The following is a 22,301-nucleotide window of genomic DNA, read 5'->3' as shown; positions in this document are numbered from 1 at the left end:
AGGTTAAAATCTCTGTTTTCGCCTCCGATTGTAGACCTTTTTTCCGAGTATTTCAATCGGATTTATATATTTGAAAAATTTTATCAAAAAACGCACCTGCCGCCGGATTTTTTTTCCGCACGACAGGCGCGTTTTCTATCAACATCGTTTCAGCCGATTCCGCCAAGCACGATTCCGAGAATCAGAACCAGCACACAGATCGGCACGTAGATATATTTGCAGATCGGATAATACAGATCCGTGAATTTGCTGCTTCTTCCCTTGTCTACCTGGGACTGCACATACTTCTTTCCGCAGATCCAGAAGAACATGACTCCGGCAAGGCCGGCGCCGAGCGGGCAAATGTAGATCGACAGAACATCCATCCACTGGGATACAATGCCCTGGATCAGAAGAGATACGACCACACCGATAACCCCGATCACACCGCAGGCTGCTACTCTTCCGAGATGAAATTTTTCCTGTACCGTTGCAATCGGTGCTTCGTACAGGTTAATCAGAGAGGTAAGGCCGGCAAAAAAGACAGCGACAAAGAAAACGATTGCGATCAGCGCGCCACCCGGCATAGACTTTATCAAATTCGGAAGGAAAATGAACAGAAGTCCAGGTCCTCCTGTATTTAACTGTGCTCCCGTAGTTGCCATCGCCGGGATAATAACCAGCGCAGCAAGCATAGCAGCGAGCGTATCAAAAAATGCTACTCTTCCGGCGGCGGCCGGAATATTTTCCCCATCTGACAAATAGGAACCATAGATCAGTGTTCCGTTTCCGGCTACAGACAGGGAAAAGAATGCCTGACCAAGTGCAAAAATCCAGGTCTTCGGATCTGCAAGTGCTTTTGGTTCCACACGGAAAATATAACGGTATCCATCCGCTGCACCGGGCTGAAAGGCAACATAGATACCAAGTGCAACAAACAGGAGAAAGAAAACAGGCATCAGCACCTTATTGACCTTCTCAATTCCCTTACCAACACCAAATGCCAGAATGACCATCGCAACCACAAGAGCTGCGATCTGCCAGAAATTGTTTCCAAACGCAGATGCCATGGATTCAAACGCTCCGGCAAAATCCTCTACGCTCACAGCTGACAGTGTCTTTCCGGTAAAGGTTCCGATCATGTACCTGAAAATCCACCCCATGACAACCGTATAACCGATCGCCATTGCCAGGGAACCCAGCACCGGAATCAGACCAAGCGCCTCTCCGGCTTTTCGTTTTCCTTTCGTTTCACACGCAAAACCGAACGCATCAACCGGACCGGATCTTGTGGCACGGCCAAAACTCATCTCCCCGCTCACACCGGTAAAGCCGATCAGTGCAACGAACAGGAAATACGGAATCAAAAAGGAACCTCCTCCGTACAAGGAAACCCGGGTAGGGAACATCCAGATGTTGCCCATTCCAACTGCAGAGCCGATGCAGGCCAGGATAAATCCCCACCGACTGTTAAATGACTCTCTCTTTTTCATACTGCTCTCCCTTTTTCTTACTTTTTCTGAAGATATCATGGCCAAAGTACCTTTTGACTCCAACATCTTCTGAATATTTTATCATAAGCTATTGGGAAAAGCTATAGCATTTCTCATCTTCCTGCAACTTCACTTTATATTTTATGCTTTTTCCGCCTTGCTGCTGCCATTCCCGCGGAGAACATCCGCAGTGGCGTTTGAAATAGCGGCTGAAATGAGACAGATTGGAAAAACCGCAGATTTCCGCGGTCTGTCCGATGGAAAGTGCCTGATTTGTCAAAAGATTTTTCGCCTTGTCGAGCCGTACTTCAATCAGATCGCTGTGCGGGGTGCTGCTGAAAAACTGTTTGTAATAAGAATAAAACTGACTTTTTTCCATATTGGCCATCTGGCAAAGCTTTTCTGTCGTCCAGTCTTTCTCATAATGGCTCAACATCTTAAGGCGCAGCTCCTGGAATTCCTGATACAGTCCGGCCGGCTCCTCTGCCGCTTTCTTGTACAGCCGCATACCGCGCGATGCCGTAATCATCATCTGACGAACCAGTGCTTCCTCATATTCCACTGCGTATGGATCTTTCACAATGTATTCCCTCTGCAAAAGGCGAATCAGCTCATCAATTGCTTCCGTGTTCTGCGGATAAAAAACAGTATTCTGCGGAATTCCATACGTTTCACCCAGATTCTCACCGCACCAGAAATGGACATAGCTGTTGCGAAACTTCTGAACAGCCTGATAATGCTGCTCGTGATCCGGCGTGTAAAAAAGGCAGGCATTTTCCTGTGCAATGAAAAACGCAGTTCTGTCATACACCTTCATCGGCGTTTTAAACAACAGAAACAGATAGTCCCCGCTGCCCTCCGGCCGATATATCGTCTCATAATCGGCGTTGGATCTATTATATTCACAAATATGAACTGAAAATTCCATTCTTCTCGTTTCCCCTTTTCTTTTCTTCTCCCTATTTTACCGCAAAACCGGAAAAAAAGTCAAATTTGTCGGACAAAAATCTCTGGTTTTTTTCTATCTTCCTGCTAAAATTGAAACTATCCAAAGCGAAAGCGAAACGGTGGAATAAAATCATAGACACGCCGGTGATCCTTTGTTTTTCTGGATCGTGTCTGAAAACGAACATTTCTTTTAACAGGAGGATTTTTAAGTATGAAAAAAGCAGAGATTATCATTGACAAATATTTTCTTACCGGAAAAGTTGACAAACGAATCTTCGGTTCCTTTATCGAGCACCTGGGACGCGCCGTTTACGAGGGCATCTATCAGGAAGGAAGTGTTCTCTCCGACGAGCAGGGCTTCCGAAAAGATACCCTGGATCTTGTCAAAGAGCTTCAAGTACCGATCGTCCGTTACCCGGGCGGAAACTTTGTCTCCGGTTTTCACTGGGAAGACAGCGTAGGCCCGAAAGACAAACGGCCTGCAAAACCAGATCTTGCCTGGGGCGTGATTGAGACAAACGAATTCGGTCTGAATGAGTTTGCTGACTGGTCGAAAAAAGCCGGCAGTGACATTATGATGGCCGTCAATCTCGGAACCCGCGGACCGGAAGACGCAAAAAATGTGCTGGAGTACTGCAACTTCAAGGGCGGCACCTACTACAGTGATCTGAGAAAATCCCACGGTTACAAAGATCCACACAACATCAAACTCTGGTGCCTCGGCAACGAGATGGACGGACCGTGGCAGATGGGACATAAGACCGCTTCTGAGTACGGACGTATTGCAGCAGAGACTTCCCGTCTGATGAAATTCATGGATCCGACGATTGAAACTGTTGCCTGCGGAAGCTCCAATCTTACGATGCCAACCTTCGGTTCCTGGGAATATACGGTTCTGGACGAATGCTATGATGAGGTGGATTACCTTTCTTTACACCAGTACTACGGAAATTATGCAAATGATACTGTCGATTTCCTGGCAAGCTCCAAGGGCATGGATGATTTCATCTCCGGTGTAGTTGCGATCTGTGATGCAGTCAAAGCGAAAAAACACGGCAAAAAGCAGATTAACCTTTCCTTCGATGAGTGGAACGTATGGTATCACAGCAATGAGCAGGATCAGAAGCTGGAGAAATGGGTACGCGCACCTCATCAGCTTGAGGATGTTTACAACTTTGAGGATGCACTTCTCGTCGGAAGCATGCTGATCACACTCCTGCGCCACGCAGACCGTGTCAAGATTGCCTGCCTCGCACAGCTTGTCAACGTTATCGCTCCGATCATGACATCCGATACCGGTGCATGGCGTCAGACGATCTTCTATCCATACATGCATGCAAGCGTATACGGCCGCGGAACCGTCTTAAATACACAGGTTTTGACACCGGTTTACGAGAGCAAAACGTACGGCGAAGCTCCGTATCTCGATTCTGTCTGCATCTGGGATGAGGAAAACGATGCACTGACCATTTTTGCAGTCAACAAGAGCCTGGATGAGGATATGGAGGTTTCCTGCGATCTGCGTCAGTTCGAAAGATGCCGTCTGGCTGAGCACATCGTGCTGACAAACGACGATATGAAAGCGGTCAACACCGAAGCAGATCCGAACCACGTTACTCCGACCCATTCCGATGCCACCAAACTGGAGAATGGAAAAATGCACACCGTTCTTGGAAAACACAGCTGGAATGTGATCCGTCTTACAAAATAATGGAACCGTATAAGGTATGGCCTGAAAAACAGAACATCTGAATTTTTCATCCAAACATATGCATAAAGGAGTTTTATTTTATGGCACAGGCATATTTATTTGTTCATTTTCGGGAAAAAACAACACCGGACGGCGAACAGGTTTATTTCGGCATAAGCCGCGATGGTTTCCACTGGGAAGCTGTCAACGACGGCGTTCCGGGTGCCGGCCAGGGATATGTGCCGTTTGTTGCAGACAGCCTTGCTTCCGGAAAATTTGTTCGTTCTGATGCTTCCTTCTCGTTCCCATACGGCTACAAGCATGGAACGATTCTTCCGATTACAGAGGAGGATTACGAGCGGATCAAAAACCAGGACTGGTCAGATCACGGATATCAGTAAAATCGCTGTCCGCCTGATGGGATTTTCATACAAAAAGAACTGCGGCAGGCTTCCTTTTGGGGAAGTTCCTGCCGCAGTTCTTTTTCGCTTTTCTTTTCCGACAAAACCCATCCGCTTCCTTTTTGTTCTGGCGGACAGTACCTTTTCTGCAGATTGGTAAATGTATCGTTTTGATGGTGTCTGAATTTTTCTTTATCTCTGTGCCTGTGCAGCGGTTCTTGCATGGAACATGCGGAAGACGCCGGTCTGCTCGATCAACTTCGTCAGGCTATAGAAAATGATGGAATCGATCGGCCACATAATCAGGTTCTTTAAGGCACGTGCCGGAAGAAGCACCATGATTCCTTTTCCATACAGCATGCTGATCCACAGGGTGTTCAGCAGTACGTTGACAGTCAGCATAACGATGAACTTGGCTGCAAGCACACGTTTGATGGTCAGTTTTTTGCGATAGTAGAAGCATCCATACATAAAAGATGCCAGCATCGCATTAAAGGTGAATCCGAAGAAGAACGGGCCGCTCGGTTTCAGGAAGTATTTTACGACATCAAGAATGCCGGAGAAAAGACATCCTGTCACTGGTCCGAACAGGTAATCGACAAGGCGGTTCGGGATTCCAGAAAATCCGATGCGGACATAAGGTCCGATATCAATCGATGCTACCTGGTTCAGAATCATCGCCAGCGCTGCGAACATGGCACAGGCTGCGAGGGTTGTGACTGCTTTCAGCTCTTTTGCTGACTGCAGAAACATGTTTTTTGTTTCTTTTGCTGTTTCATTTGCATTTTTCTGCATAAAAAAATTACCTCCTTTACAGATATCTGACTACAATAGGAGATAATCTCTTGTCTCTATCTTCTGTTGCAGCGAGATGCAATTCATATACCGCAAGATTTTCTCTTTTCGTCTCCCTGGCTACTCTCTATCCCGGGAGCACTTTACGCATATGAACTTACTCTGCAGTTGTTTTTGTCCTGCTCATTATATAGTAAAATCCCCTTGGTTTCAAGAGGATTTTACATTTTTTTCTAATTTTTTACGATCAAATATCAGCCCTGCATTTTACGGTCTTTCCGGTGATAAAACGGAGACAAACGCAAACTTTTTATCCAGCAGTTTTCCCATCAGCACAATACCTTTTCCCATCGTAAAAGCAGCTGCTACCGTTCCGATTCCAAATATTCCGTCGGAGTAACCGCAGGTATGTTTGAAGTCACATAATCTGCTGTATTTCTTGTAACAATATATTGTGCGCAAAATGATTCGGCACATTCCATCTGCAAACAGTCTTCAAAATCTGAAAATGTTTCATTTTTCAGACCTTTCATTAGTTTTTCTGAATCAATTCCTTCTACATCAAAAATTTCAAATAAGCTAAGGAGAAGTTCTCTTCTTTCTTTTACGTCATATGTCTTTCTTAAAATAAAAAACATATTAGAAACAGAGTGTGCGGCAATGCACGCATTTATTTTTCCTCTCTATAAGATGCCAATTCAGCATCGTCATCCTGAACATTTCCTTTTTTTCTTATTTGCTCCATTCGTAAAAAAGCATCTTTTTTCGATTCAACAGCACCGCTATTATAAAGACTGTTTACACCCTGCATAATCTGAATAATAAACACTAGTTTATCTTCTGGCATTTTTTCCAATAATTCAAATGCTTCTTCTCTCATTGCTGTCATTATGTTTTTGTCTCCTTTCTATGACCGTACCTGTCCATTCCCATATACCACAAATTTAATCGAGGTCAGCGCCAGCAGTCCCATCGGGCCTCTGGCGTGGAGTTTTTGGGTGCTGATTCCGATTTCGGCACCGTAGCCGAATTCGAAGCCGTCGGTGAAGCGGGTGGAGGCGTTGACGTAGACCACCGCTGCGTCGATTTCGTCCAGGAATTTCTGGGCGTGGGTGTAGTCGTTGGTGATGATCGCCTCGGAGTGTTTTGTGTTGTAGCGGTTGATGTGCGCGATCGCTTCGTCGATAGAGGAAACCGTTTTAATGGATACGATATAGTCGAGATACTCTTTTCCCCAGTCCTCTTCTGTCGCTGCTTCTGCTCCCGGCATGTATTCTCTTGCCTTCTCGTCTGCGCGCATCTCCACCTGTTTCTCTTTCAATCGTTCTGCGAGAACCGGCAGCAGTTTTTCACGCACGTTTTCATGCACTACGATGGATTCACACGCATTGCAGACGCCGACACGCTGTGTCTTTGCATTCAGAATAATATCCACTGCCATGGAAAGATCGGCTGTTTCATCCACGTAGATATGACAGTTTCCGGTTCCCGTCTCAATGACAGGAATCGTGCTGTTTTCCACGACAGCACGGATCAGTCCGGCACCGCCGCGCGGAATCAGAACATCGACATAGCGGTTCATCTTCATAAACTGTGCCGTTGTCTCACGTGAAGTATCTTCGATCAGAAGCAGCGCATCCTCCGGCACCTGCTCCTCCTTCAGTGTTTTCCGCAGTGAGGCAACAATCGCCATATTTGAGTGGATCGCATCACTTCCGCCCTTCAAAATCACGACATTTCCCGTCTTAAAGCAGAGTGCAAACGCATCCGCTGTTACATTCGGACGTGCTTCATAGATGATTCCGACAACACCAAGCGGAACACGTTTCTGCCCGATCAGAAGACCGTTCGGCCGTTTTTTCATACCGAGAACTTCCCCGATCGGATCGTCCAGCTCGGATACCTGACAGAGACCTTCCGCCATCGCCTCGATGCGACTCTGATCCAGAAACAGCCGATCCAGAAGACCTTTGGACATTCCTTTTTCTCTTCCATGCTCCATATCCAGCGCATTTGCCGCGATAATCGCATCGGCATCCGCCACAAGATTTTCCGCTGCTTTTTTCAGCACACGGTTTTTCGTCTCTGTCCCCATGATGCGAAGCACAGGTTCCGCCCCACGGGCTCTTGTTCCGATTTCTTCCAGACTTATCATATTCGTCTCCTCCTCGTGTTGTCTTATCGTGATTGGCTGCTAACGGTAAATCTTCTGCTCTGTCACCAGCATCTGCGGCAGAACATCCGTCTCTTCAAACGGCACCGCATCAAACAGCTGAAACTCAAACGCCGCTGCAACCGTTGTAAACCCTGGATGTGCGGCAAGAAAGCGGTCATAAAATCCTTTTCCATATCCTACTCTGTGGCGCGCCGGATCAAAGGCCACACCGGGTACCAGCAGAAAGCCCTCTTCCCGCGTGCAGACCTTTCCGCCGTCCGGCTCCATAATGCCAAAATAGCCGGATTTCAGCGTGGAGAAATCTTTGATCTCATAATAAACCATATCATCGCCTTCCACGCGCGGCACAGCGACCGTCTTTCCCATTTGCAGGGCCTTCTCGATCAGATCCCGTGTCATGACTTCTTTTTTGAAGTCCATATACGCAAAAAAGCAGTCCGCATCCAGAAACTCCGGCAGAGCCGTGATTTTTTCATAAATCATACGGCTCTTTTCCTGAATTTCTTCCTGTGTGGCTGCTCTTCTTCGGGCAAAAACTTCTTTTCTAATGTTTCCTTTTGCTTCCATAGCGCTCCCCCAGATTTACGATTGTTCCGTCTTTCTCCTGCACATCAATATTGTCGAGCTGGGTACGGAGGTTCATTTTCACGGCTGCAATATATTCTCTCCGCAGCTTCTGCTGCTCTTCTTTCTCCGCCGGCGTCAGCCCCTCTGCTTTCGCCTTGCGGGCAAGTTCGTTAATTCTCTGTATATTAATTTCCATTTTCTGTATTTCGCTCCTTTAAATTACCGGAATTTTCTCTTTATCTTACCGCAAAACACGGTATCTGTCCAGCAGATCCGCGAAAAATCTGAAATCCGGTTTTCAATCACCGGATTTCAGTCTCGTCTGTATAATTATCCAGTACAATCAGAACCCATGTTTTTCCAGGATTCAACTTAATCTCATCGCCATTCCCATCCCGGTATTTTGTGACGCCCCACGGATCATCCTTGCTCCATGTCACGTCGATGGCCTTTCCGCTTGTGATATACGTTCCCGTTCCGCCGTTTACCACATCGATATCGAGATATTCCGCATTGTCATCATACTTTTTCCAGGAACAGTACTGCACGATAATGTTCTTCACCGCAAGCTGTTCCTGTGTCATCTCATCGATCTGCGGTTCCCCGAACTGATAACGCAAATACGTGCCGCTCGCCTCATCGTACGAAAACCACGGATTGTTGTGGAAATATCCGCCCGGTGCCACATAGGCGGCATTTCGTCCCTGTTCCAGCGTTTCCGGTTCTGTCTCGGATGCAAACTGGAAAAATCCGTCATAACCGTCTTTGTAAGATGTCCGGTAGCCGCAGAGATCGATTCCCGCTGCAATCCCGGCCGCATCCAAATACGCATTGTGCGGCGACGGACGATCCGACGTCCGGTAATACACCTGTTCCGAATACTCCATGCCATTCACATTGTCTATGTGATCCGATTCGAGCAGCGGAATCGCATACGCCGCCTGTCCGTAATGATAATACAGGGCATCAAAACCAGCCGCCAGATACACATAATATTCACGGCAGCTCCGCACCGATCCGATCTTTTCGAGATCATCATAGTTTTCAAACAGCCCCATCAGGCGCGTAATGCCGCCTTCGACCGGCGCTTCATAGATCACTCCCGCACGGCTGATACCGCTCTGCGGGCAGGCGCTGATGATATTACTCAGCATAACCGCCACCGGGCGCCTTCTTCCCTGTACTTCGGCGACAGGTTCTCCTGTCAGATAACTTTTCACCATACCTTCCGGCAGCGCATCCTCCGCGGGTGTCGGCTCAATCGCTTCCGGAACCAGCGGTTCCGGTGCCGGATCTTCGGTCGGGGCCGGTGGTTCCGTAGCTTTCGTTTCTGTCTTGCTTTCCCCTGCTGTCTCTTCTGAGACATAAGAAGTTCCTGCCGATGCAGTTTCCGGTGCCGTTTCCCCAATTTTCCGGCATCCGAACAGCATCATGCTTCCCAGCAGAGCAATCCCCAATGTGTAAAACCCTCTCTTTTTGATAAAGACCCCTCCTTTTCTTCTTTCAATCAGTCTCTTGTGATACCGAGACGCTGCAGCACCTCTTCCTGCTTTGCCTCCATCACGGCTGCTTCCTCCGGTGTCATATGATCATAACCCAGAAGATGCAGCATACTGTGTGCAACAAGAAAAGCAAATTCGCGTCTTAAAGAATGACCGTATTCCTCCGCCTGCGCTCTTGCGCGCGCAACAGAAATCACAATATCACCCAGCATCAGCTCACCGCTGTCCGGGTTAAAACAGTCATCTCCCTCTTCCGTCTCCAGAAAATCGAACGAAGCCGGAGAAGGATAATCTACCATCGGGAAAGAAAGCACGTCTGTCTCCCGGTCAATGTTTCTGTGTTCCCGGTTCATGGTGCGGATATTTTCCGGATCAGTCAGAATCAGTTCTACTTCTGCCTCATACGGGCACGCTTCCTGATCCAGCACACCATTGATTACCGCTGCTGCAACCTCTTCCGGATCAAATCCAAGGTCAAAATCCTGTTCATTTTCAAACGTCAGTGTCATTTATTTTCCCTCCGTTTTCTCGTCGTACTTTTTGCTCTGCCGCTGTGATTTTCCGGCTTTGCTTTCTTTTCATATTCATCGTAAGCCTGTACAATCTTCTGCACCAGCGGATGACGGACAACGTCCTTGCTCGTCAGCTCGCAGAAGGAAATTCCGTCTACTTTTTTCAGTACCTGCATTGCCACATCAAGGCCGGAGCGTGTACCGGAAGGAAGGTCCTTCTGAGAGGCATCTCCGGTTACAATGACTTTGGAACCGAAACCGATACGGGTCAGGAACATCTTCATCTGCGCCGGTGTCGTATTCTGTGCCTCATCAAGGATAATAAACGCATTGTCGAGCGTACGGCCTCGCATGTACGCGAGCGGCGCAACCTCAATCAGGCCTTTTTCCATGTTTTTCTGGAAGCTCTCTGCTCCCATGATCTGATACAGCGCGTCGTAGAGCGGCCGCAGATACGGGTCAATTTTACTCTGCAGGTCGCCAGGCAGGAAACCGAGTTTTTCACCCGCCTCAATCGCCGGACGCGTCAGGATAATACGGCCTACCTCATCGTTTCGGAATGCCGTGATCGCCATCGCCATCGCAAGGTACGTTTTTCCGGTTCCGGCAGGGCCGACGCCGAAGACGATCATCTTTTCCCGGATCGCATCCACGTACGCTTTCTGACCGAGTGTTTTCGGTTTGACCGGACGGCCTGCAACGGTGTGGCAGATGCAGTCGCTGTCGATTTCCGCAAGGCTGCTTCCGCTGTCCTCCATAACAAGTGAAATTGCATAATTGACGTTCTGTGTCGTGATATCGTTTCCGCGGCGTGAAAGCTCCAGAAGCTGTGTCAGACATTCCTTTGCGCGCGCTGCATTCGATGCCGGGCCTACAATTTTTAAAACGCCGTCCCGGGAGATCAGCGTAACCGCCAGGGATCTCTCCAGGATTTTGATGTGTTCATCAAACTGGCCGAATACTTTCTTTTCATGTTCGATGGGCAGTTCCATCTGCAGTTCTATCATGTTGTTATTGCTGTTCATCTACCATTGATTCCTTTCCATCCGACACCTTCTGCATTTCGCAGGGCTGTGCTTCTACGGCCCGTTCTATCACACGAAGTGTCCCTTTTGTGATACATGACGTATCGTTAAGTTCTATTGTAACATGATTTTCCGATATTTGAAGTCCTTTTTCTGATAAATTTCTGTGGAATTTCTGATAATTCTGCGAGGCTTTTTCTTTTGCCTCGTGTTCTGAGTAAGTTTCTTTCTGAACTTCAAAAGGAAATTTCTGACGGTAGCCGAAATAAAACGGAAGGGCAAAGTTTTCTGTCAGATAAAGCTGCTGAAGGGACACTTCCTCGTCTGCTCCATTTTCCCTTTTCTCTGTTTTCTGATCCGCCGTTCCGGTCATGCTCCGCAAACTCGCCACAAAATTCTCCGGCAGCAGATTTCCAAGGAAAAATCGGTAAGCAGAAATCTGGAATACCGGCGTTTTTTTCTCTGCTTTCTGATATGTCCGTACCGTATGGGAAAGCGGAAAGGTATCATAATAGTACCACGTCGTCTCGAGATCGATATCCGCATCTGCGTGGACATAAGAATAGCCGTACGTCTCCCCGCTGTCATTCACAAGCGGAATCTCGCCCTTTACGAGAATATCACCTGCCTGGCACGTATCGCCTGGGAGCACCTGCGGAATGCCGTTCCGTGTGATAATGCGCACGACCGTCCCTTCTTTTTTCGCCACAAGATTCTGCGGATCATCTGCTTTTTCTTCGATCACATAGCCGTCTACGTTTTCTTTTACCGCAAGGACAAGCTGCGTCCCTTCTATTTTTGCGGACACCCAGGTCAGATTGGGAAACTGCTCCCGCAGATACGATGCGGTTTTGCTGCAGTCCACTCGTTTTTTCCAGATTCCATGATGAATCCCGGCCGCATCCAGGCTGTTTAAAATCGTCTGCGTACTGTTCGCGTAGTTTCCTTCCACATGAATATTCCAGATAAACTGCGACAGTATATAAAGTCCCGCCAGACAGAGAAAAATGCCAATAAAAAACGCCTTTCTTTTTAAACTTCGCCGGTAAAAGAAAGGCAGTCCCTGTTTTTTCTGTATTCGGATGCGCACACCGCTCTTGCGGCGGATCGGCAGGAGACGGAAGAAATCTTCCGGCAGAAGGCTCATCTCAAAGCAGTCCTGATGTTCTGTCACGTCCCACAGTGTGATGTTATGGTGCCCGCACAGATTGAAAAAACGCTCCGGTTCACGGCCCGTCACACGAATCCGCACATTGCCTTTCCAGAAAACCTTTCCCCTCTGCAAACGCACACCCCCTTTTCAGCATTGGAATGATTGGAATCATTACACTTATTGAAACGTCACCTGATCGATTCTCCCTTCCACCCGCATCTCCTCCCCGGAATACGAAACAATCCGGATTCCCTCTCCCACAAGGAGCAGCCTGCCGTATTGTGTAAGCACACAGAGGCGGCACGCATTATATTCCAGAATCCTGCGGTAATTTTCAATCTGCACTTCTCTCCCGCCGTAAAACGTCACAACCGGCTCGCCAAAAGCAAGATCTGACGGAACCTGCATCGCCGAAAGCAGCTCCCCGCCCGGCGGATGGAGTGATTTTTTCTGCTTTTTCTTTTTTCGCATCCAAAACCTCCTCCGCTTTGCGGGTCTGCTTTTTGTTCTATCGCTATTTTATGCAGAAAAAAGCACAAAAATACCCCACAGCCGCTGGGGTTTCCTGCCCGATCAGGCTGCGGGGTTTCATTTCTCTTTTTTAAAAACATTTTTTGCAGGGTTCATACCCCTGGGCTTCTGCATTTTCTCTCGTCATCTGATATGCCCGATCCGGATTCATTCTGCCGCAGTTATTTTTGTTATGGTACTTCGATCCGGTCTCTGAAATCCACACGAGCTGTCCTCCATACGGATCCGATTCCTGCGGTGCTTCCGTTACCTGCGGTTCTTCGGCAGTCACTGCCAGCTGTGATTCTTCCGCTGCCTGCGTTTCGACGGTTTCTTCCGCCGCAGCTTCTATGGTTGGCTCAGGTGTCGGCGTCTCGGTCGGGTCAGCCGTTGGAGTTGGGGTAGCAGTCGGAGTCGGGGTAGCGGTCAGCGTTGGTGTTTCGGTCGGTGTTGCTGTCGGCGTTGGTGTTGATGTTTCAGTCGGGGTCGGCGTCGCTTTTTTCGTCGGCGCTGCCGTAACGCTGACGGAAACAGACTCTGCAGATGCCTTCTGTGTTTCCTTACTGCTGTACGTCACAGGTGTCAGCGCACAGGCGGAAACCAGCAGCAGCACAGGAAGCAGCACAGGAAGTGCTTTCGCCACATGAAACCGTTTCTTTATCGTATTCCAGGTAACCGGAAGCAAAAAGATTCCAAGCAGCAGCAGTGACAATGCATATGCCTTCTCCTCTTTCCAGTAACCGGCTCCCGCCAGCATCATCAGAATACCGAACAGATACCTGAGAAAATTTCCTGCCTTTCTCAGCATATTTCATTCCCCCTCTTGTGTATTTTCTGAATTTCTTACAGCGAAATCCTCTACTGTAAATACGTTTGAAAGAATGGAAAATTACATCACAGATTACGATTCTTTATAGAAAATCATGCTGAACCATATGACCATATGCTCGCCGAGGTAATAATCCATCATGTTTTTTTCAATCAGGTTTGCAACAACGATGCCGTGGCTCTCGATGCATGGATGCATCAGTTCAAGATGGCGGCAGCCGCCTCTCGGGTAGGTACATTTATCGCAGAGCTGGCAGGAATCGGAGGAAAGGGCGAAGGTGAGCAGGGTTTTGTCTTTTAAATGCTGCTCGATTTCGCGTGTGATTTTTTCGTGCTCCGATTTTGTTTTTAATGTCTCATCCATATCCATGATGTTGTCCACTTCTGCGATGCTGGAGAAGAACAGAACGTGATCGTAGTTCATGCAACGCTCCTTACAGACTTCAACAGTGCCTACCGCCGGCGGGCAGGACCAGGAGGCTCCGTAGCGGGAGCACTCCTTTTTGCAGATCTGGCGGACCCGGTCATTGAATTCGATGTCCTCCGGTTTTACAAATGCATACTGATAGATAGGAAACTGGGTAATATATTCTTCGATTTCTGTCTGTGTCATTTTGTCATCCCTTCTCTTTTGTTACAGATCTTTTTCCAGAAAAGCAAATACCATATTCCAGTACGTCTGGAGCATGCGCCCTCTGGTTCCAAACAATTCATGCTTTGCGCCCGGTACTTTTACCATTTTTGCCATGCCGGGACGGCGTTCTGCCATTTTCCGGATCATCCGCTCCTGGGCACGGTTGGACACAAGATGATCGTTCTCCGCCTGAAATAAAAGGACAGGAGCCTCGATCCGTTTCCATCCGCTCCGCATCAGATCGCGGTACAGATGTGCGGCGGCATGGAGCCATCCGTAAGAAGCGGCATTTAGGTGATACAGCGGCTCTTTTTCCCGCTTCTGCTGGTAATAGAGAAAGCGCGGACGGGAGAGGGACGAACTTTGTTTAAAGCTTTCGATTCCCTGGTATGGTTTCTGTCCTACCACATACTGTGTGCCTCGTTCTGTGGCACAGGCAAAAGCTGCGATCCGTTTTGCATCGGCGAACGGCACTTTTCCGGTCAGCGGACGGATCATCGGCGAACTCAAAACCACTTTCCGGAACAGATGCGGCGCTTTGGCGGCCGCTGCTGCTGCGATTCCTCCGCCCATCGAGTGAGAATAGAGAACGAGCGGAAGACCGCATGCCTCTGCTTTTGCTTTTCGTGCAACAAAGAGCAGATCTTCTACATAACGATGGTAGGAATCGACATAAACAAGCGACGGATCCTCCACCAGACGGTAGCTCTTTCCGTGGCCGCAGTGTTCCGGCAGATAAACATGAAAATGCTCTTTGATAAAATAATACACGATCTCTTTATATTTCTCTGCATTTTCCGTAAAACCGTGTGAGATTACAACAACACCTCTCGGGCGGAATGCGCGGTAACGAAGAACATGAATCGGATGACCGCTCTCCCTTTCCCAGTAAAATTCTTCTGCATGAGCGGCGAGGTACGGCTCCACACCATTCTGCATCCGCTCCGCGTAATTTTTTTCCTGTAATACGCGTGTTCTCATTAGCAAATCACCTGCTTTCATCCAGATACGAAAGGATATCCTGAAGATTGTCGATGGTACAGTCCGGTGTAACTTCAATTTTGTTCGGAAGATGATCCGGGTTGTACCAGCAGGTCAGGATTCCTGCATTTTTTCCGCCGCGGATATCACTTGTGAGGGAGTCGCCGACGATCACAACCTCATCCGGTGCATAACTTCCGATTTCGTTCCATACCGCATCAAAAAAAGCCTTCTGCGGCTTGTCCACACCGACCTGTTCCGAGATAAAAACGCCGTCCAGAAGCTGATCAAGCCCGGAAAAGCGGAGTTTACGCTCCTGTGCAACAGTGGTTCCATTTGTTACTGCATACTGTTTTACGGTAGCTTTCAGCCGTTTTACCAGTTCATCTCCGTGATCGCAGAAGAAAGCCTTATCGCCGAGGCGGATCTGATATTCATCATTGAATACTTTTACCTGATCCGTCGGCAGTCCTTCCGATTCAAAAAATTCATGGAACCGTCCAAGCATCACCTGTTCTCTCGTAAGTTCTCCCGTCTCCAGCCGCTCCCAGTAACCGCGGTTGATCACGCTGTAGCGCTGCAGCATTTCGTCCGTGCAGGTTCCCATATGAAACTTGTTGAAACAGTACTCAATTGCATATCGTTCCGACATCTTAAAATTCAGAAGTGTTCCGTCGATGTCCCACAAAATTACTTTTATCAAAGAGAAATCCTCCCTTGGTTTCATTTGTATTTTCCAATTATCTGTTTTTCATTCTAGCATAGATTACAAATACGATCAATTGTATTTTAGGCATTGTATCTTTTGAGAAAAAGTGCTACGATAAAAAAGAATTTCCGTGAAAAAGAAAAGGAAGAAGGAAGAAACACTATGAAATTTACTTATCCAGCCGTTTTTCATAAAACCGAACAGGGAACCTACGAAGGTTATTTTCCAGATCTCGCCTGCTGCTATGCAAAAGGGGATACCCTCGACGAGGCGCTGGAAGATGCCATTCACTCCGCCTATGACTGGATCTCTCTGGAACTGACGGAAGAAGAACCTGATTTTCCGCCGGTATCGGATGTGGCAGATCTCGGGAAAAGCGAAGGTGAAATTGCAAGAAATATTGCCGTCAACATCCGGCTTTTTGAGGGATGGGACGAATAAGTTCAAAAAAGAGAAAGAAAACCGTATTGCTGCGATATTCGAAACGCGGCGATACGGTTTTCTTTTTATCTCTTCCAGGTTTTCAGCATCTCTTTTTCTTCTTTGCTGATCCGCAGCGACTCTCTGATTTTCTGAATTGTTTTGTTATGTGTCCAGTCATCGAGACTGTTTTCTTTCAGCAGTTTCTGTGTTTTTTCCGGAAAATGAATATAACAGATCGATACTGCCCAGGCGACGGCCATTTTTACGTAATAGCCATCGTGATGAATCTTTTTCATCTCCTCCAGCACAGCATTGATATACGCTTCGTTGATAAAAAAGTCCAGCAGACACACAACACCAAACCGGATTTCATATTCCCGGCTGCTTTTCAGCCATTTCTGCAGATATCCATACCAATACTCCTGGTCTTTCTTCATAAAATGGCACGTTGCACAGGAGCTGTCACAGATTCCCCAGCTGTTGATCATCGGCACGAAGCGGTCCAGTTCTGCCGTCTGTTCTTCACGGGTCAGCTTTCCGTAGCCGATCATCATTCCGCGGATCAGAAGCTCCTCGTAGACTTCCGGATTAAACTGTTCGGTATAAACTTCATAGTGGTCTCTTGCTGTCGCTTTTGCAATCCGTCGCGAAACCGGAATGCGGACACCAAGAATCCGACAGTTCTGTCCCGGAACAAGAGAGCTGTGAAATTCCCGGTATTTTGCATCTATATTGCTTTCCAGTTCTGCCCGAATGGCCTGCATTACTTCCTGTTCCATATGATTCCCCCTCTCTTTTCTTTCTCTTTAAGATGTTTTACACGCTTTTTACAAATGTTTAACCCTGTTATTTCTGCACTTCTGATAAGATAAAATTAAAGTAAACGATAACATCCACCCTGCCAAATGCCAGATCTTTTCCGGCTGAAAGGTGAGTCTTATGAGAAAGAAATATACATTTTTTCAAAATATTCCATTCCTGTGCAAATTTCAGAAGCAGCCAGCCCTTGCAGAAGAAGCGCCAGTTGTTTCCACAACGCTGTCTATTCCGTTTTCCGGACCCGCAGAAAGATCCTTATATTTTACCGAAAACCCGGATTTTACCGCTCCCTCTGCCGGTATCCATTCCCGTCGTTTTCCGGGAAGCCGGATCTTTCTATATTCCAGCGATCCCGAGCACGATCTTGCGGCAGTTCCATCCTCTCTTTTCGATGTGCTGCACCGCTATTTTGCCGTCCATTCACCGGATGATGTCGTTTTATGGAAAGATGGCATTCTCTCCTTCCAGACCATGGAAAATCAGCCGCAGCCGTTGACTGCTCTTTGTACACCGGATGATGCACGGAATTCCAAAATCATTCCGTTCCCCACACTGTCAGAACGGCAGTGCATTTCACAGTAACTGCTATTTAGCCCAACCAGCAGGAGCATGATAGAAAATACCCCTTTCCGTCATGCTCCATTTTTTACTCAATTCCGAGAATTCCACTAATCCGCTCTTTCGAAAGCCCCGCGCCGATTACAATCAGCACTTCCTGGCTCTCCGGCACTGCCTGGAATGTCATCTGTTCCCGCGTCGCATTGATTTCGCTCCACACAGTTTCGCCCGTCTTTACAATTCCTTTGATCCGGAATACATTGCCGCATGATGGATCCGCAAAGATTGCTTCTGCTGCCTTTTTCAGCGCTTCTTCCGTAATCTTCGGCTCCAGAAAGCAGAGCGAATCAAATGTCTGCTGCTCGCCGAAATCCAGCTTCCGGTAATCCTCCGAACGGTAACTGCATTCGGAGAGCATTTTGAAATCATCCTCTGTCAGATCATCCCAGTTTTTCTGTAAAATTTCTGCATCAGAAAACTGTCTTCTGCAGCCTGCCTGCTCGAGCGTGCGGTTCAGATGGGCAATCGTTTCTTCTTTCTTTTCCTCCGAAACATTCTGTACTTTGCTCAGCACGATTTTACCAGCGTTCGCCGCCTCGGAAGCCAGCAGATACTCTTCTTCCTCCGACAGCTTCTCATCGAGCCCGGCATCCAGAATCGTGATGACGCTTCCCGCCTCATACCAGCGGTTCAGCGGCTCGTCGTACAGCGTGTCAAAGAACTCATCCACATCGTAAATCCCCGACGGTTCCACGAGAATGCGGTCGTAGCCGCTCATGCCCATCGAGATCAGTTTCGTGCGGAACCGTCTGCGGTGTGTCTCTTTGTCGCATCCGCCGGAAATCATCTCCAGCTCGCACTGATCGCCGCGCAGTTCCTGCAGAAGCAGCATATCCACATTGACTGCCCCAAAATCATTCTCCAGGATGCCGATGTTCTTTCCCTGTGCCATCAGATACTTTGCGTACTGTTTCAAAAAAGTCGTCTTCCCTGAGCCAAGGAAGCCTGTAATCAGATCAATTTTAATCATTTCTGCTGTCCTTTCTGCTGTCTTTTTCCGTCTGCAGCCTGCGGAGCTTCGAACACTCTATTTTCGTCTGCGCTCTTTGCCGGTAAATGTATCGATGTCTATGCGCCATACGGCAACGCGCTCCACCATCTCTGGTAGAAAAGCGATCTTCGCCTCTGGTGCGATATGCGCCATGATTTTTCCCAGGCCTTTCTTCTTTGCCTCCGGATCTGTCACCTCCGTGATGGTTCCGTTTCCCATGATACTGCGGTACGCATAGGAATACGCACACGTATAGTCACCTGTAATCACTTCATGGTTGTAATCCATCTCCACCGCTACGCGCGGATCCGCTGCAAATGCAGCCGCCTTCCGCCCTTCTTTTGCCCCATGCAGGTACAGACAGACGTGAAGAGTTCCATCTTCTTCCCGGACATCATATCCATAATTCATCGGCACGATAAACATGCCTTCCTCATCCATCGCCCCGATCCGCACAACCTCGCAGCTTTCCAGAATTTCTCTTAAAATTTCAGGATCTGTAATCTCCCGCTTTTTTAAACGCATTTCACGCATCGCAATCACACCTCTCTTATTCGCAGCTATTTATGATATGGCTCCCCGCAGTTAATGCGGTAGCTCCGGTAAATCTGTTCCAGCAGAATAACCCGCATCAACTGATGCGGAAATGTCATTTTCGAAAAACTGAGCGCATAGTTCGAACGCTTCAGAACTTCCTCGCCAAGCCCTAAGGAACCACCGATCACAAAAATAATATGGCTCGTTCCCTGCACGCCGAGCGTATCTATTTTCTGGGCCAGCTCCTCGGATGTGAGCTGTTTTCCCTTAATTTCCAATGTAATCAGATAAGCGTCATCCCGGATATATTTGAGAAGGCGCTCTGCTTCTTTATTTTTGATATTCGTCTCTACGGTTTCACTCGCGTTGTCCGGCGTTTTTTCATCCGCCACCTCGATAATTTCCAGCTTTGCATAGCGGCTGAGGCGCTTGGAATACTCGGCGATCGCATCCCGTAGATATTTTTCTTTGATTTTTCCTACTGTTAATATCGTAATTTTCATTCTGTAATCTTAAAACCCTTTCGGATATCTGTCAAAAACACCAAAAGCCATATAGATCACTTTTTGTCCGCGTCTATATGGCTTTTAGTTTAGAAAAGCAATGCCTTATGCATTTTTGCTTTTGATATACTCATCAATTCCTTTAGCTCCGGCTTTTCCGGCACCCATAGCGAGGATAACGGTTGCTGCACCTGTTACAGCGTCACCGCCGGCGTAAACGCCCTCTTTGCTGGTCTTTCCGGTTTCTTCCTCAGCTACGATACATTTTCTTCTGTTGACATCCAGACCGTAGGTGGTGGAAGAAATCAGCGGGTTCGGGGAAGTACCAAGAGACATGATAACTTCGTCTACTTCAATTTCGAACTCAGATCCTGGAATCTCAACCGGTCTTCTTCTTCCGGAAGCGTCCGGCTCGCCAAGTTCCATACGGATGCAGCGGATACCGGTTACCCAGTCTTTGTCGTCGGTCAGAATTTCTACCGGGTTGGTCAGAAGGTCGAAGATGATACCTTCCTCTTTTGCATGATGAACTTCCTCTGCACGGGCCGGAAGCTCTGCCTCAGAACGACGGTAAATAACGTGTACCTCTGCGCCGAGACGAAGTGCGGTTCTTGCAGCGTCCATAGCTACGTTGCCGCCGCCGACTACAGCAACTTTCTTGCCGTGTGCGATCGGGGTATCGTAATCATCGCGGAATGCTTTCATCAGGTTGTTTCTGGTCAGGAACTCGTTTGCGGAGAATACGCCGTTTGCGTTCTCACCCGGGATTCCCATGAACATCGGAAGGCCTGCACCGGAACCGATGAAGACTGCTTCAAATCCTTCGTCTTTTAACAGCTCGTCGATGGTAACGGATTTTCCGATGATAACGTTGGTCTCAATTTTAACACCGAGAGATTTTACGTTCTCGATTTCAGCGGCAACTACTTTGTCTTTCGGAAGACGGAACTCCGGAATACCGTAGCTTAATACACCGCCGGCTTTGTGAAGTGCCTCGAAGATGGTTACATCGTAGCCAAGTTTTGCAAGGTCTCCTGCGCAGGTAAGACCTGCAGGGCCGGAACCGATAACCGCGATCTTGTGGCCGTTTTTCTCTGCTGCCGGAACCGGTTTGATACCGTTTTCTTTTGCCCAGTCAGCAACGAAACGCTCCAGTTTACCGATGGAAACAGCGTCGCCTTTGATTCCGCGGACACATTTGCCCTCGCACTGGCTCTCCTGCGGACATACACGGCCGCAGACTGCCGGGAGTGCACTGGACTCACCGATAATTTTGTATGCTTCCTCGAAGTTTCCTTCTTTTACCTGTGCAATGAATGCCGGAATGTTGATATTAACCGGGCATCCTGTGATACATTTTGCATTTTTACAGCCCAGGCAGCGCTGTGCTTCTTCTACTGCTTCGTCTTTGTTGTATCCAAGACATACCTCGTCAAAATTTGTGGCACGTACCTTCGGCTCCTGCTCACGTACCGGTACTCTGTTTAATCCCTTTGCCATTATTTGTCACCTCCGCACTGGCCGCATCCACCGTGATGGGTTGCGCCTTCCTGGTATCTTAAGAGAGCTCTTCCCTCTTCTGTCTTATACATCTGCTGACGTTTCATAGCCAGGTCGAAGTCTACCAGATGACCGTCAAACTCCGGTCCGTCTACGCAGGCAAATTTTACTTCATTACCTACCATCAGACGACAGGCACCGCACATACCGGTTCCGTCTACCATGATCGGGTTCATGCTGACAACGGTCGGGATGTTCAGTTCTTTTGTCAGAAGACATACGAATTTCATCATGATCATCGGTCCGATGGCAACACAGACATCATACTGTTTGCCCTGGTTCTGTACAAGGTCGCGGAGTACATCGGTACCCATACCTTTTCTTACGTAAGAACCATCGTCTGTGGTTATGTACAGATTGCTGACAGCAGACATTTCTTTCTCGAGAATAACGAGATCTTTTGTCTTTGCTCCGACAATGGCGTCAGCAGTGATTCCATGCTCATGCAGCCATTTTAACTGCGGGTAAACCGGTGCAGTTCCAACACCGCCGGCTACGAATACGATCCGTTTTTTCTTCAGTTCTTCGATATCTTCGCTGCAGAACTCGGACGGCTGCCCCAGAGGTCCTACGAAATCCATGAAAGCATCTCCCGCTTTGAGATCTTTCATTTTTTTGGTAGATTCTCCGATCGGCATGAATACGATGGTGATAGTTCCTGCTTCTCTATCGTAATCACAAATGGTCAGAGGAATTCTTTCTCCTTCTTCATCTGCCTTGACAATAACAAACTGTCCAGGGAGGCAGTGCTGTGCTACTCGCGGTGCTTCTACTACCATACGGTAGATGTTATTCGCGAGCATTTCCGCTTCTTGAATCTTGTACATAATATCCTCCTAATCTTGTTAGAAATATTTTAACAAAAGCACGACTTGGATTTTCGCGCATTTTATGTTAATACTTTATCACGTTTCCGGTTATTTGTAAACAACGGACAACATCTTTTC

At 47.9% G+C, this 22,301-nt stretch carries 28 protein-coding genes and 1 riboswitch; of the genes, 4 read left to right on the top strand and 24 right to left on the bottom strand.

The genetic code is table 11. The features are described from left to right. Window positions 1–149 precede the first annotated feature (149 nt). The gene (locus tag DXD92_RS12180; RefSeq protein WP_117508962.1) at window positions 150–1,472 is read right to left on the bottom strand and encodes a sodium-dependent transporter; all 1,323 of its coding nucleotides are present in this window, start codon (window positions 1,470–1,472) and stop codon (window positions 150–152) included. An 88-nt stretch (window positions 1,473–1,560) separates the two neighbouring features. Next, complete coding sequence (locus tag DXD92_RS12175; RefSeq protein ID WP_055217931.1) at window positions 1,561–2,400, bottom strand: helix-turn-helix domain-containing protein; 840 nt, start codon at window positions 2,398–2,400, stop codon at window positions 1,561–1,563. Between the two features lie 231 nt (window positions 2,401–2,631). Between DXD92_RS12175 and arfA the strand changes: the two genes are divergently transcribed. Together arfA and DXD92_RS12165 are read left to right on the top strand one after the other, a co-directional pair. Next, a complete protein-coding gene (gene arfA, locus DXD92_RS12170; protein ID WP_118640598.1) occupies window positions 2,632–4,131 on the top strand; it encodes an arabinosylfuranosidase ArfA in 1,500 nt (499 codons plus the stop codon). A gap of 80 nt (window positions 4,132–4,211) precedes the next feature. Then, window positions 4,212–4,511, top strand: coding sequence for a hypothetical protein (locus DXD92_RS12165; protein ID WP_118594421.1), 300 nt, complete (start codon window positions 4,212–4,214; stop codon window positions 4,509–4,511). A 192-nt stretch (window positions 4,512–4,703) separates the two neighbouring features. On the opposite strand, the gene DXD92_RS12160 is transcribed toward DXD92_RS12165, so the two are convergent. From DXD92_RS12160 to DXD92_RS12095, 16 genes are all read right to left on the bottom strand, one after another. After that, window positions 4,704–5,306: a folate family ECF transporter S component gene (locus tag DXD92_RS12160; RefSeq protein WP_022461732.1), complete on the bottom strand. Its 603-nt coding sequence runs from the start codon at window positions 5,304–5,306 to the stop codon at window positions 4,704–4,706. Between the two features lie 67 nt (window positions 5,307–5,373). Then, window positions 5,374–5,473: riboswitch (THF riboswitch) on the bottom strand. 100 nt (window positions 5,474–5,573) lie between these two features. Continuing rightward, window positions 5,574–5,759, bottom strand: a complete 186-nt coding sequence (locus DXD92_RS12155) for a DUF6198 family protein (RefSeq protein WP_334294721.1) — start codon at window positions 5,757–5,759, stop codon at window positions 5,574–5,576. Further along, window positions 5,672–5,944 (bottom strand): PIN domain-containing protein, encoded by a 273-nt coding sequence (locus DXD92_RS19525; protein ID WP_118594420.1) that lies wholly within the window; start codon window positions 5,942–5,944, stop codon window positions 5,672–5,674. Before DXD92_RS19525 ends, DXD92_RS12155 begins: the two co-directional genes overlap by 88 nt. Window positions 5,945–5,976: 32 nt before the next feature. Beyond that, the gene (locus DXD92_RS12150) at window positions 5,977–6,195 is read right to left on the bottom strand and encodes a UDP-N-acetylenolpyruvoylglucosamine reductase (RefSeq protein WP_117508967.1); all 219 of its coding nucleotides are present in this window, start codon (window positions 6,193–6,195) and stop codon (window positions 5,977–5,979) included. Window positions 6,196–6,213: 18 nt separating this feature from the next. Beyond that, window positions 6,214–7,458 carry a glutamate-5-semialdehyde dehydrogenase gene (locus tag DXD92_RS12145; RefSeq protein WP_416388257.1) on the bottom strand — a complete coding sequence of 415 codons (1,245 nt, stop codon included), beginning with the start codon at window positions 7,456–7,458 and terminating at the stop codon, window positions 6,214–6,216. Between the two features lie 42 nt (window positions 7,459–7,500). Then, complete coding sequence (locus tag DXD92_RS12140) at window positions 7,501–8,049, bottom strand: 5-formyltetrahydrofolate cyclo-ligase (protein WP_055228183.1); 549 nt, start codon at window positions 8,047–8,049, stop codon at window positions 7,501–7,503. Continuing rightward, complete coding sequence (locus DXD92_RS18755) at window positions 8,027–8,245, bottom strand: DUF896 domain-containing protein (protein WP_055267865.1); 219 nt, start codon at window positions 8,243–8,245, stop codon at window positions 8,027–8,029. The genes DXD92_RS12140 and DXD92_RS18755 overlap by 23 nt, the downstream gene beginning before the upstream one ends. Window positions 8,246–8,351: 106 nt before the next feature. Further along, entirely contained in the window at window positions 8,352–9,506 is a 1,155-nt protein-coding gene (locus tag DXD92_RS12135; protein ID WP_055217951.1) for a DUF3048 domain-containing protein, read from the bottom strand. Window positions 9,507–9,556: 50 nt separating this feature from the next. Next, complete coding sequence (gene ybeY / locus DXD92_RS12130) at window positions 9,557–10,060, bottom strand: rRNA maturation RNase YbeY (RefSeq protein ID WP_055228185.1); 504 nt, start codon at window positions 10,058–10,060, stop codon at window positions 9,557–9,559. Then, window positions 10,057–11,088, bottom strand: coding sequence for a PhoH family protein (locus tag DXD92_RS12125; protein WP_022462554.1), 1,032 nt, complete (start codon window positions 11,086–11,088; stop codon window positions 10,057–10,059). Before DXD92_RS12125 ends, ybeY begins: the two co-directional genes overlap by 4 nt. Beyond that, window positions 11,075–12,373, bottom strand: a complete 1,299-nt coding sequence (locus DXD92_RS12120) for a sporulation protein YqfD (protein ID WP_158579801.1) — start codon at window positions 12,371–12,373, stop codon at window positions 11,075–11,077. Before DXD92_RS12120 ends, DXD92_RS12125 begins: the two co-directional genes overlap by 14 nt. 45 nt (window positions 12,374–12,418) lie before the next feature. Then, window positions 12,419–12,712, bottom strand: a complete 294-nt coding sequence (locus DXD92_RS12115) for a YabP/YqfC family sporulation protein (RefSeq protein ID WP_022462556.1) — start codon at window positions 12,710–12,712, stop codon at window positions 12,419–12,421. A gap of 130 nt (window positions 12,713–12,842) precedes the next feature. Next, window positions 12,843–13,559 carry a hypothetical protein gene (locus DXD92_RS19365; RefSeq protein ID WP_199696577.1) on the bottom strand — a complete coding sequence of 239 codons (717 nt, stop codon included), beginning with the start codon at window positions 13,557–13,559 and terminating at the stop codon, window positions 12,843–12,845. A 93-nt stretch (window positions 13,560–13,652) separates the two neighbouring features. Further along, window positions 13,653–14,192 carry a DUF2284 domain-containing protein gene (locus tag DXD92_RS12105; protein ID WP_055217961.1) on the bottom strand — a complete coding sequence of 180 codons (540 nt, stop codon included), beginning with the start codon at window positions 14,190–14,192 and terminating at the stop codon, window positions 13,653–13,655. A 21-nt stretch (window positions 14,193–14,213) separates the two neighbouring features. Further along, the gene (locus DXD92_RS12100; protein ID WP_022462559.1) at window positions 14,214–15,194 is read right to left on the bottom strand and encodes an alpha/beta fold hydrolase; all 981 of its coding nucleotides are present in this window, start codon (window positions 15,192–15,194) and stop codon (window positions 14,214–14,216) included. A 7-nt stretch (window positions 15,195–15,201) separates the two neighbouring features. Then, window positions 15,202–15,897: a YjjG family noncanonical pyrimidine nucleotidase gene (locus DXD92_RS12095; RefSeq protein WP_158564995.1), complete on the bottom strand. Its 696-nt coding sequence runs from the start codon at window positions 15,895–15,897 to the stop codon at window positions 15,202–15,204. 168 nt (window positions 15,898–16,065) lie between these two features. Here DXD92_RS12095 and DXD92_RS12090 point away from each other — a divergent pair, with 168 nt between their 5' ends. Further along, window positions 16,066–16,344, top strand: a complete 279-nt coding sequence (locus tag DXD92_RS12090) for a type II toxin-antitoxin system HicB family antitoxin (protein WP_055228190.1) — start codon at window positions 16,066–16,068, stop codon at window positions 16,342–16,344. A gap of 65 nt (window positions 16,345–16,409) precedes the next feature. On the opposite strand, the gene DXD92_RS12085 is transcribed toward DXD92_RS12090, so the two are convergent. Next, complete coding sequence (locus DXD92_RS12085) at window positions 16,410–17,105, bottom strand: DNA alkylation repair protein (RefSeq protein ID WP_118640596.1); 696 nt, start codon at window positions 17,103–17,105, stop codon at window positions 16,410–16,412. Between the two features lie 160 nt (window positions 17,106–17,265). Between DXD92_RS12085 and DXD92_RS12080 the strand changes: the two genes are divergently transcribed. Then, the gene (locus DXD92_RS12080; protein WP_117508973.1) at window positions 17,266–17,727 is read left to right on the top strand and encodes a hypothetical protein; all 462 of its coding nucleotides are present in this window, start codon (window positions 17,266–17,268) and stop codon (window positions 17,725–17,727) included. Between the two features lie 64 nt (window positions 17,728–17,791). On the opposite strand, the gene DXD92_RS12075 is transcribed toward DXD92_RS12080, so the two are convergent. From DXD92_RS12075 to DXD92_RS12055, 5 genes are all read right to left on the bottom strand, one after another. Further along, entirely contained in the window at window positions 17,792–18,733 is a 942-nt protein-coding gene (locus DXD92_RS12075; protein WP_118640595.1) for a GTP-binding protein, read from the bottom strand. Window positions 18,734–18,790: 57 nt separating this feature from the next. After that, the gene (locus DXD92_RS12070) at window positions 18,791–19,288 is read right to left on the bottom strand and encodes a pyridoxamine 5'-phosphate oxidase family protein (protein WP_118640594.1); all 498 of its coding nucleotides are present in this window, start codon (window positions 19,286–19,288) and stop codon (window positions 18,791–18,793) included. 26 nt (window positions 19,289–19,314) lie between these two features. Further along, entirely contained in the window at window positions 19,315–19,794 is a 480-nt protein-coding gene (gene rlmH / locus DXD92_RS12065) for a 23S rRNA (pseudouridine(1915)-N(3))-methyltransferase RlmH (protein WP_022462565.1), read from the bottom strand. Between the two features lie 105 nt (window positions 19,795–19,899). Beyond that, window positions 19,900–21,294 carry an NADPH-dependent glutamate synthase gene (gltA, locus tag DXD92_RS12060; protein ID WP_022462566.1) on the bottom strand — a complete coding sequence of 465 codons (1,395 nt, stop codon included), beginning with the start codon at window positions 21,292–21,294 and terminating at the stop codon, window positions 19,900–19,902. After that, window positions 21,294–22,181, bottom strand: coding sequence for a sulfide/dihydroorotate dehydrogenase-like FAD/NAD-binding protein (locus tag DXD92_RS12055; protein WP_055217977.1), 888 nt, complete (start codon window positions 22,179–22,181; stop codon window positions 21,294–21,296). Before DXD92_RS12055 ends, gltA begins: the two co-directional genes overlap by 1 nt. Window positions 22,182–22,301 lie beyond the last annotated feature (120 nt).

Source organism: Blautia sp. TM10-2, from assembly GCF_003480845.1.
Lineage (GTDB): Bacteria > Bacillota > Clostridia > Lachnospirales > Lachnospiraceae > Fusicatenibacter > Fusicatenibacter saccharivorans.
This window is presented reverse-complemented; position numbering and strand designations above follow the sequence as displayed.